The sequence below is a fragment of the Mycobacterium sp. TH-M11 genome (assembly GCF_057473725.1).
This window is the reverse complement of record NZ_JBYCLD010000550.1, coordinates 1-8,740: the sequence shown is the minus strand read 5'-3', so window position 1 is coordinate 8,740 and position 8,740 is coordinate 1. Positions and strand designations below refer to the sequence as shown.

At 63.7% G+C, this 8,740-nt stretch carries 15 protein-coding genes; 13 read left to right on the top strand and 2 right to left on the bottom strand.

All coding sequences use genetic code 11. The features are described from left to right. Positions 1-417 precede the first annotated feature (417 nt). From rplN to rplO, 10 genes are read left to right on the top strand one after another with little or no spacing between them, the layout of a single operon-like run. Positions 418-786, top strand: coding sequence for a 50S ribosomal protein L14 (gene rplN, locus AC2VOG_RS20820; RefSeq protein WP_045373371.1), 369 nt, complete (start codon positions 418-420; stop codon positions 784-786). Then, positions 787-1,110, top strand: a complete 324-nt coding sequence (rplX, locus tag AC2VOG_RS20815) for a 50S ribosomal protein L24 (protein ID WP_486941710.1) — start codon at positions 787-789, stop codon at positions 1,108-1,110. Further along, a complete protein-coding gene (rplE, locus tag AC2VOG_RS20810) occupies positions 1,107-1,676 on the top strand; it encodes a 50S ribosomal protein L5 (protein ID WP_486941709.1) in 570 nt (189 codons plus the stop codon). The genes rplX and rplE overlap by 4 nt, the downstream gene beginning before the upstream one ends. Before the next feature lie 4 nt (positions 1,677-1,680). Continuing rightward, positions 1,681-1,866: a type Z 30S ribosomal protein S14 gene (locus tag AC2VOG_RS20805; RefSeq protein ID WP_486941708.1), complete on the top strand. Its 186-nt coding sequence runs from the start codon at positions 1,681-1,683 to the stop codon at positions 1,864-1,866. 19 nt (positions 1,867-1,885) lie between these two features. Next, a complete protein-coding gene (gene rpsH, locus AC2VOG_RS20800) occupies positions 1,886-2,284 on the top strand; it encodes a 30S ribosomal protein S8 (protein ID WP_285187343.1) in 399 nt (132 codons plus the stop codon). Between the two features lie 12 nt (positions 2,285-2,296). Further along, a complete protein-coding gene (gene rplF / locus AC2VOG_RS20795) occupies positions 2,297-2,836 on the top strand; it encodes a 50S ribosomal protein L6 (RefSeq protein WP_486941707.1) in 540 nt (179 codons plus the stop codon). A gap of 2 nt (positions 2,837-2,838) precedes the next feature. Continuing rightward, positions 2,839-3,243 (top strand): 50S ribosomal protein L18, encoded by a 405-nt coding sequence (rplR, locus tag AC2VOG_RS20790; protein WP_486941706.1) that lies wholly within the window; start codon positions 2,839-2,841, stop codon positions 3,241-3,243. A 49-nt stretch (positions 3,244-3,292) separates the two neighbouring features. Next, positions 3,293-3,967, top strand: a complete 675-nt coding sequence (gene rpsE, locus AC2VOG_RS20785) for a 30S ribosomal protein S5 (RefSeq protein WP_486941705.1) — start codon at positions 3,293-3,295, stop codon at positions 3,965-3,967. Positions 3,968-3,969: 2 nt separating this feature from the next. Further along, the gene (gene rpmD, locus AC2VOG_RS20780; protein ID WP_486941704.1) at positions 3,970-4,164 is read left to right on the top strand and encodes a 50S ribosomal protein L30; all 195 of its coding nucleotides are present in this window, start codon (positions 3,970-3,972) and stop codon (positions 4,162-4,164) included. Further along, positions 4,161-4,601 (top strand): 50S ribosomal protein L15, encoded by a 441-nt coding sequence (rplO, locus tag AC2VOG_RS20775; RefSeq protein ID WP_486941703.1) that lies wholly within the window; start codon positions 4,161-4,163, stop codon positions 4,599-4,601. The genes rpmD and rplO overlap by 4 nt, the downstream gene beginning before the upstream one ends. On the opposite strand, the gene AC2VOG_RS20770 is transcribed toward rplO, so the two are convergent. Further along, positions 4,598-5,830, bottom strand: coding sequence for a serine hydrolase domain-containing protein (locus AC2VOG_RS20770; RefSeq protein ID WP_486941702.1), 1,233 nt, complete (start codon positions 5,828-5,830; stop codon positions 4,598-4,600). The two genes, rplO and AC2VOG_RS20770, sit on opposite strands and share 4 nt — an antisense overlap. Positions 5,831-5,963: 133 nt before the next feature. Between AC2VOG_RS20770 and AC2VOG_RS20765 the strand changes: the two genes are divergently transcribed. Beyond that, the gene (locus AC2VOG_RS20765; protein ID WP_486941701.1) at positions 5,964-6,098 is read left to right on the top strand and encodes a hypothetical protein; all 135 of its coding nucleotides are present in this window, start codon (positions 5,964-5,966) and stop codon (positions 6,096-6,098) included. Between the two features lie 115 nt (positions 6,099-6,213). On the opposite strand, the gene AC2VOG_RS20760 is transcribed toward AC2VOG_RS20765, so the two are convergent. Further along, positions 6,214-6,822, bottom strand: a complete 609-nt coding sequence (locus AC2VOG_RS20760) for a TetR/AcrR family transcriptional regulator (RefSeq protein WP_486941700.1) — start codon at positions 6,820-6,822, stop codon at positions 6,214-6,216. Between the two features lie 356 nt (positions 6,823-7,178). Here AC2VOG_RS20760 and AC2VOG_RS20755 point away from each other — a divergent pair, with 356 nt between their 5' ends. Both AC2VOG_RS20755 and AC2VOG_RS20750 read left to right on the top strand, forming a co-directional pair. Beyond that, positions 7,179-8,135 carry a LysR family transcriptional regulator gene (locus AC2VOG_RS20755; RefSeq protein WP_486941711.1) on the top strand — a complete coding sequence of 319 codons (957 nt, stop codon included), beginning with the start codon at positions 7,179-7,181 and terminating at the stop codon, positions 8,133-8,135. A 206-nt stretch (positions 8,136-8,341) separates the two neighbouring features. Beyond that, positions 8,342-8,740, top strand: a 399-nt coding sequence (locus AC2VOG_RS20750; RefSeq protein WP_486941699.1) for an amidohydrolase family protein, incomplete at its 3' end; no start/stop codon positions are given.

The following is an 8,740-nucleotide window of genomic DNA, read 5'->3' as shown; positions in this document are numbered from 1 at the left end:
CGTTTCACGCTCGAAGTCCAGGATTCACACTCGATGCCCTCGACGCAGCTGTGACCCGACACCACCCGCAGTAGGGGATACATCCCCGACTACGCTGCAAGCCACGCCGGTCGGTCTCATTCGTGCCTGCAGAACCATTCGCAGAGGGCGATCCGTCGCCCATCTAGGTCTGGTCGCGTCGCGGTCAGCAGGAGTAATCACTGCCGCTGACCAGGAATTTTGCTCTGAGCAAGTATTCACCTAGACTCTAGGGGTTGCCGTGGGCAGACCTCGGCTGGCGTCTGGAGTTTCACCGTCGGCCCTGCGTGCCCTTCGACAACGAAGACCATGTACGACCGGTCTGGTGGATCACATTTTCTAGGTCTGCCGGCTCGCTCACGCGTGGGCGTGCATACGTGAACCAGGTCAGGAGATCGAGTGATTCAACAGGAATCGCGGCTGAAGGTGGCCGACAACACGGGTGCCAAGGAAATCTTGTGCATCCGCGTGCTCGGCGGCTCGTCGCGGCGCTACGCCGGTATCGGCGATGTCATCGTTGCGACGGTCAAAGATGCCATCCCCGGCGGCAACGTCAAGCGAGGTGACGTGGTCAAGGCCGTCGTCGTGCGGACCGTCAAGGAACGCCGCCGCCCGGACGGCAGCTACATCAAGTTCGACGAGAACGCGGCTGTGATCATCAAGCCCGACAACGACCCGCGTGGAACCCGTATCTTCGGGCCGGTCGGCCGCGAACTGCGCGAGAAACGCTTCATGAAGATCGTCTCGCTGGCCCCGGAGGTGCTGTAGATGAAGGTGCACAAGGGCGACACTGTCCTGGTCATCTCGGGTAAGGACAAGGGCGCCAAAGGCAAAGTGATCCAGGCGTATCCGGCTCGCAACAAGGTACTCGTCCAGGGCGTCAACCGGATCAAGAAGCACACCGCGGTCTCGACCAACGAGCGCGGCGCACAGTCCGGCGGAATCGTGACGCAGGAAGCCCTGATCCACGTCTCCAACGTGATGGTGGTCGACTCCGACGGCCAGCCCACCCGGATCGGCTACCGGGTGGATGAGGAGTCCGGCAAGCGGGTTCGCATCTCCAAGCGCAACGGCAAGGACATCGAGTCATGACCACGACAGAACAAGCCAAGGTTCAGCCCCGCCTCAAGGCGCGCTATGCAGAAGAGATCCGTGCCGCGCTGAACAAAGAGTTCGCCTACGCCAACGTCATGCAGATACCGGGTGTGGTGAAGGTCGTGGTCAACATGGGTGTCGGCGACGCCGCCCGTGACGCGAAGCTGATCAACGGCGCGGTCAACGACCTGGCGCTGATCACCGGCCAGAAGCCCGAAATCCGTAAGGCCACCAAGTCGATCGCCCAGTTCAAGCTTCGCGAGGGGATGCCGATCGGTGCTCGCGTCACGCTGCGCGGTGACCGGATGTGGGAGTTCCTGGACCGGCTGATCTCGATTTCGTTGCCGCGTATCCGCGACTTCCGCGGGTTGAGCCCCAAGCAGTTCGATGGTCGGGGCAACTACACGTTTGGGCTGACCGAGCAGTCGGTGTTCCACGAGATCGACGTGGACAACATCGACCGCCCGCGCGGCATGGACATCACCGTCGTCACCTCGGCGACCAACGACGACGAAGGCCGAGCGCTGTTGCGCGGCCTCGGCTTTCCGTTCAAGGAGAACTGATCTGATGGCGAAGAAAGCATTGATCATCAAGAGCCAGCGCAAGCCGAAGTTCGCGGTGCGCGCCTATACGCGCTGCAACAGATGTGGCCGGCCGCATGCGGTTTTCCGCAAGTTCGGGTTGTGCAGGATTTGTCTGCGCGAGATGGCGCACGCGGGTGAACTGCCCGGCGTGCAGAAGAGCAGTTGGTGAGGGGCAGAGGAACTAAACCATGACGATGACTGACCCCATCGCAGACTTTTTGACGCGTCTGCGCAACGCCAATTCTGCTTACCACGACGAGGTGACGCTGCCGCATTCGAAGATCAAGGCCAATATCGCCGAGATCCTCAAGCGGGAGGGTTACATCACCGACTACCGCACCGAGGATGCGCGGGTTGGCAAGGCGCTGACCGTTCAGCTCAAGTATGGGCCGAGCCGGGAGCGCAGCATCGCCGGCCTGCGCCGGGTGTCCAAGCCGGGCTTGCGGGTGTACGCCAAGTCGACCGGGCTGCCGCGCGTGCTCGGCGGACTGGGCGTGGCGATCATCTCGACCTCCTCGGGCCTGCTGACCGACCGGCAGGCAGCCAGACAAGGCGTGGGCGGCGAAGTCCTCGCGTACGTGTGGTGAGAGGAAACTGACATGTCGCGTATTGGTAAGCAACCGATCCTGATTCCGTCCGGGGTCGAGGTTTCCATCGATGGCCAGCAGGTCTCGGTGAAGGGGCCCAAGGGCGTCCTGGACTTGAAGGTCTCCGAGCCGATTACGGTGGCGCGCAACGAAGATGGCGCCATTGTGGTTACGCGTCCGGACGACGACCGGCACAACCGCTCGTTGCACGGGCTGTCGCGCACCTTGGTGTCCAACCTGGTCACCGGTGTCACCGAGGGTTACACCATCAAGATGGAGATCTACGGCGTCGGCTACCGCGTGCAGGCAAAGGGCAGCGACCTCGAGTTCGCCTTGGGCTACAGCCACCCGGTGCTGATCACCGCGCCTGAGGGCGTGGCGTTCGCGGTCGAGACGCCCACCAAGTTCTCGATCTCGGGAATCGACAAGCAAAAGGTCGGCCAGATCGCGGCCAACATCCGCCGTCTCCGCAAGAACGATCCCTATAAGGGCAAGGGCATTCGCTACGAAGGCGAGCAGATCCGCCGCAAGGTCGGAAAGACAGGTAAGTAGTCATGGCGCAAACACAAGCCGGTACCGTGCAGAAGGCGCCCGCGCAGAGCGTGTCTGCCGTTCGGCGCAAGCAGCGGCTGCGTCGTCACGCGCGGCTGCGTAAGAAGATCTCGGGCACCGCGGAGCGTCCGCGCCTGGTGGTGCACCGCTCGTCGCGGCACATCCACGTGCAACTGGTCAACGACCTGACCGGAACCACTCTTGCCGCCGCCTCGTCGATCGAGGCGGACGTGCGCGGCGTGGACGGCGACAAGAAGGCCCACAGTGTGCGGGTCGGTCAGTTGATCGCCGAGCGGGCCAAGGCTGTCGGAGTCAACACAGTGGTGTTCGACCGTGGCGGCTACACCTACGGTGGGCGGATCGCGGCACTGGCCGACGCCGCTCGCGCCGGGGGGTTGGAATTCTGATGGCAAGCATTGATGTTTGTGAGTCAAACATGAGCGGAAGGACCGCATAATGGCGGAGCAACCGGCTGGAACGGCCGGCCCGACGACCGAGGGCCGCGACGACCGTCGCGACTCGCGTGACAACCGGGGCCGCCGTGATGGTGGCGGCCGTGGCGGTCGGGACCGTGACGGTGACAAGAGCAATTACCTGGAGCGGGTCGTCACGATCAACCGTGTTTCCAAGGTGGTCAAGGGCGGTCGGCGCTTCAGCTTCACCGCGCTGGTGATCGTCGGCGACGGCAACGGCATGGTCGGTGTCGGCTACGGCAAGGCCAAGGAAGTTCCGGCTGCGATCGCCAAGGGCGTCGAGGAGGCCCGCAAGGGATTCTTCCGCGTTCCGATGATCGGTGGAACCATCGTGCACCCGGTGCAGGGCGAAGCCGCCGCCGGCGTTGTGCTGCTTCGTCCGGCCAGCCCCGGTACCGGTGTGATCGCCGGTGGCGCGGTGCGTGCGGTGCTGGAATGTGCTGGGGTGCGTGACATTCTGTCCAAATCGCTGGGCAGTGACAACGCGATCAACGTCGTGCACGCGACGGTCGTCGCGCTCAAGATGCTGCAGCGTCCCGAAGAAGTCGCGGCGCGACGTGGGTTGCCGCTGGAGGACGTGGCGCCGTCCGGCATGCTGCGCGCCCGCCGCGAAAGCGAAGCGCTGGCTGCCGCCGCCGCTCGTGGAGGAGGGGCGTAATCATGACGCAACTCAAAATCACCCAGGTGCGCGGCGTCGTCGGCGCTCGCTGGAAGCAGCGGGAAAGCCTTCGCACACTGGGACTTCGGAAGATCCGCCAGTCCGTGGTGCGCGAGGACAACGCGCAGACCCGTGGGCTGATCAAGGCTGTCCAGCACCTCATTGAGGTCGAGCCGGCCGATGGAGGCAGCAAGTGACCATCAAACTGCACGACCTGCGCCCCGCGCCTGGATCGAAGACCAAGCGCACCCGGGTGGGCCGCGGTGAAGGCTCCAAGGGTAAGACCGCTGGTCGGGGAACCAAGGGCACCAAGGCCCGTAAGAACGTGCCGGCCACCTTCGAGGGTGGGCAGATGCCGATTCACATGCGGCTGCCCAAGCTCAAAGGTTTCCGTAACCGGTTCCGCACCGAGTACGAAGTGGTCAACGTCGGTGACATCAACCGGCTGTTCCCCGAGGGCGGTTCGGTCGGCGTGGACGAGCTGGTGGCCAAGGGGGCGGTTCGCAAGAAGACCCTCGTGAAGGTTCTCGGCGACGGGAAGCTGGCGGTCAAGGTCGACGTCACCGCGCACAAGTTCAGCGGCAGCGCGCGGGAAAAGATCACCGCGGCAGGCGGTTCGGCGACCGAGCTCTAGACCTGTCGACGTGCTCCCAGCACGTCGCGGAACACGGCCTGCCGCAGCGCGAGCTCGCGCGGGTCGCTGCACAGGTGAAAGCCCGAGCGATTCATCACGTAGGCGAAGCCGACTCCGGTATCGGGGTCGGCGAAGCCGAACGATCCGCCGAATCCCGGCGTGCCGAAGGCCTTGTCCGACGAACCGAACTGGCATAACGCGGCCGGTTTGATGAGGCCGAGCGAAAAGACGGAGTTGACGCCCAGGACGCGGTCGCGCACCCCGCGGCTTGGCGGGGCCGGTTGGGCGATGAGCTCCTCGCGCACGCGTGGTGTCAGACCGAGCGCAGCATCTCCGACAGCGGCGGCGCCGTACAGCTTGGCGACAGCGTCGGCCGTCCCGATTCCATTGGCCGAGGGAATCTCGATGGCGCGTACGTCGTCGCGGTTGTAGTCGCCGTTCCACGGCGCGACGTTGCGCGGCAGGGAGCCGGCGCGGGCCAGCAGTCCGAGCGGGTTGAATGACGCGGCCACCAGCGCGGGCGGCATGACATTGAGATGTAGCAATGCCTCCGCGCGTGACCAGTGGTGTAAGTGCGCCACCCGGCCAGGGTCCACCGAATCCGGAAGTCCGATAAAGAGATCCAGGCCGAGCGGCCGGGCGACTTCGTCGGCGAAGAAGCGGCCCAGCGTACGGCCGGCCGGGTCGGTGCGACGGATGAGCTCGGATTCGTACCAGCCCAGTGTGATCGCGTGATACCCATGCCGGGTTCCCGGCGGCCACGCCGGCTTCTGCGCCGCGAGCATCGCCGAGAGCCGTTGCGGGTCGGCGACGTCCTGCACGGTAGGCACTGGCTTGAGCGCACACAGTCCGGCCTGGTGCGCGAGCAGTTGTCTGATGGTGACCCCGGCCTTGCCGGCCTGAGCAAACTCGGGCCAGTGGTCGACCACGTTGTCGTCGTAGCCGAACAGTCCGCGTGATACCGCCACCGCTATTGCAAGGGCGGCAACGCCTTTGGTAGTGGAGAATATATTGACCATGGTGTCGCGCTGCCATGGCTCCTTGGTGAATCCGTTACGGTAGCCGCCCCACAAATCGACCACTTTGACGCCTTCGCGGTACACCGCGACGCCCGCCCCGATTTCGCGGTGGGCGGCGAAGTTCGCCCGGAATGCATCGGCAACTTTGCCGTAGCCCTCGTCAACGTCGCCCCGGATCAGTTCTGGCGGTGCCGCGACTCTGTTGCCCATGCAGGTGGTTATACCGCTGCGCGACCGCATCCGAGCCAAAACACCATGAGTCACACCAGCACCATCTCCTAGGTGGCATCCATTTTTGGAATTATGCCCATAGGCGATATCACCCGGGTCGGTGATATCGCCGGTGGCCACAAAACGAAAAAAGAATCTGCCGTGGGCGGCCAGGCCGGGCTCACCCGCCAACAAGCGCAAGCCGCAGAAGGTTTTCGCGGTGTCCGACCTTTGCCCCGACGCCCTGACGACCTCGATGACCCACTAGCCCCCGCCGTGGTGGTGTGATGCCGTGGGATCGGCATCGTCGGCTGCGGACAGGCCCGCCGCGCCTCAAGCCAGCCTTGTCGTGCACCGCGTCTAGCGCCAGAGTGTAGGTGTGTTCATGCCGATAACAACCCCGCCTGTGCTGCCATGGCGGTAATACGTACCGACTGCGCGATCAGGACGTCGTCGACGGGCTCGCCCGTAGTGACCGCGCGATAGAAGAACGGTGCCCGCAGCGTGTCAATTAGGGCAGTCGCGTCGGTGTTTGGCGCAACCTCACCGCGATCGATCGCTCGGTCAACGATAGGTTTCGCGCGGTTGGCCAGCTGGGCGAAGTAGCGACGCGTTGCTTCGCCCAAGTGAGGCGAACGGAGCCCAGCCGTAAGAACAACGGCAGCAAATTGGCGGCCAATGCCGCCGTTCAGTTGTTCGGCCAATTCGGTAGCTAACGCAAGCAGGTCCGTTTCGATGCCGCCGGTGTCGGGGATGGGGATCGCCTCCGAGGACCAGCTCAACATTGCGTCTGCCATCAGATCGTCGAGCGTTGGCCACCGTCGATAAATGGTGGTTTTGTTAACGCCTGCGCTGGCCGCCACCGCCTCCACGGTCAACGCGGCGTACCCGTTGGCGAGCAGCTCACTGAAGACCGCCTTCAATATCGTCTCGCGAACGCGGGCGCTGCGACCACCGGTGCGTATGCCTTGATTGACCTGGCGATTTGACAATTACAGCACCTCATGTTGCTTTAGTAGTTTCCCTGTGCAACACTCATCCTATAGCAACACATGTTGCTATAGGCAGAAGGTAGCGGGCTGTGCGATTCGTTTTCTCGCTCGTGGCGGTGTTCGTGAGGGCTAGCTCATGTGTCAAGGAGGGTTAACCGCGCCCCGTGCGGGGCTCATGCAGGGTACGCCCAGTCTGCGGTCGCTGAGGAGACCTTTACCGGGGGTGTCGGAGGACGTCGAAATCCCCGAGACATTGTTGCCGCTGCCTCCACGACGCATCACTGTCAGCGACGCCAGCCTGGTGCTGCCCGGAGAGCGACAACAGCGATGCTTGATCGGTGTTATGGGTGTCGACCATGGCTGATGATGGTCTGCGCCACCGCGCAGCTTCGCGCGGCCGGGAAGCGTTTGCACCAGCCAAGCTGGAAGCTTTCGTCGCTGTCGCCGAAGAGGGTACCGTCTCGGCGGCCGCTCGCCGGCTACATATCAGCCAGCCTGCTCTGTCTCAAACGATCAGTAGCCTCGAACGTGCGCTCGGCGTGCAGCTGCTGGTCCGACACAACAGCGGTGTGGTGGTCACACCGGCTGGCATGGCCTTGCTCACTGGAGCTCGCGCGCTGCTAGCGCGCCAGAATCAGCTCCTTCGGGCGCTTACCAGCGCCGCCACCGAGTCTCGTGTCATGCAACTCGGCATCCCTGCCGAACTCGAACCCGACTTGCTTCGTGCAGTCGCTCGATTCGCTGCCGCGAATCCGGATACGCGTGTGATACCGCGGCACCTGCCGATGGCCGCGCAGCTGGCCAGGCTGCGCGATGGGGAGCTCGACGTTTCCTTCACGCGCGAGCACCCCCGCGGAAGAGAGTTCGACGCGGTGCTGGTAGCGCAGGCGGGTCTCGGCGTTCTGATGGCCGGCGAGCTCGCGAATCGACTTGGCGGCCCTCTCGCTATCAGACTCGATGCATTGGCCGGCCTGGAATGGATCGGCCTTTCGCGCGCGAGCAGCCCCGCTTGGTACGACGAGGTCGCGGCCACGCTCGGCAGTCACGGCGTCGACACTGGTGACCCGGACAGAAGTGAGGACTATTCCATCCCTTCGGTCATATTCACCGCAATCAGCAGCGGCCGGGCCTTCGCGCTCGCTTCGAGGGCTTGGGACCCGGTCCCAGATACTGTCGTGTGGCGTCCTCTTGTCGGTGACCCGGTAGTGCGACGAACTTGGGCTGTATGGCCCGCCCTGCGCCACGACTTCCGAGTTGCCCAGTTGGTCGCCGCGTTCGGACCTACAGAGTCCGATCTGGCCGCAGGTGCTTGATAGCTACTAGTCCTTCGGCGGTGTGCGATTCACCTGACATCGACTGGGCCGCGCGCGTACAAACGCTGATGGGCAACTTCTGGATATAAGTCCGAACCTATTGCGGCTATTGATAATTCGAAATCGCGGCGGTGGACGCTGCAGTGAATCAGCGGGTAGGTTGAGCTCAGATACCTTGATGACCCGGACGGACAAAGGAAGCGCAGATGACTGGAAAGATCGCCCTCGAAGAGCACTGGGAGCTACCAGGTCTCGATGCCACCGGTGAGCACAACTTCACCGAACCGAATTACTTCGCCGAGGTGGAACGCCGACTGACGGAGGTTGACGATCGGTTGAAAGACATGGACCGCAACGGCATCGAGGTGACGATCCTTTCGCTGACCCAGCCTGGCATCGAAGCCATCACTGACGCCAAAGCCGCGGTGGATACTGCGAAAAGGGCCAACGATTACGTTGCGAAGGAAATGGTGGGCGGTCACCCCGACCGTTTCCGGTTTTTCGCTTCGGTACCGCTGCAAGACCCGGACGCGGCTGCTGCCGAACTTGAGCGCGCGGTCAAAGAGCTGGGTGCTGTGGGGGCGCTGGTCAACGGTTACACCAAC

What these genes read in the sequence shown, in the direction of transcription:
- rpsH (WP_285187343.1), top strand. Translation starts at nt 1,886, where the DNA reads ATGACGATGACTGACCCCATCGCAGACTTTTTGACGCGTCTGCGCAAC.
- rplR (WP_486941706.1), top strand. Translation starts at nt 2,839, where the DNA reads ATGGCGCAAACACAAGCCGGTACCGTGCAGAAGGCGCCCGCGCAGAGC.
- rpmD (WP_486941704.1), top strand. Translation starts at nt 3,970, where the DNA reads ATGACGCAACTCAAAATCACCCAGGTGCGCGGCGTCGTCGGCGCTCGC.
- AC2VOG_RS20770 (WP_486941702.1), bottom strand. Translation starts at nt 5,830, where the DNA reads ATGGGCAACAGAGTCGCGGCACCGCCAGAACTGATCCGGGGCGACGTT.
- rplF (WP_486941707.1), top strand. Translation starts at nt 2,297, where the DNA reads ATGTCGCGTATTGGTAAGCAACCGATCCTGATTCCGTCCGGGGTCGAG.
- rplE (WP_486941709.1), top strand. Translation starts at nt 1,107, where the DNA reads ATGACCACGACAGAACAAGCCAAGGTTCAGCCCCGCCTCAAGGCGCGC.
- rplX (WP_486941710.1), top strand. Translation starts at nt 787, where the DNA reads ATGAAGGTGCACAAGGGCGACACTGTCCTGGTCATCTCGGGTAAGGAC.
- AC2VOG_RS20755 (WP_486941711.1), top strand. Translation starts at nt 7,179, where the DNA reads ATGGCTGATGATGGTCTGCGCCACCGCGCAGCTTCGCGCGGCCGGGAA.
- rpsE (WP_486941705.1), top strand. Translation starts at nt 3,293, where the DNA reads ATGGCGGAGCAACCGGCTGGAACGGCCGGCCCGACGACCGAGGGCCGC.
- AC2VOG_RS20805 (WP_486941708.1), top strand. Translation starts at nt 1,681, where the DNA reads ATGGCGAAGAAAGCATTGATCATCAAGAGCCAGCGCAAGCCGAAGTTC.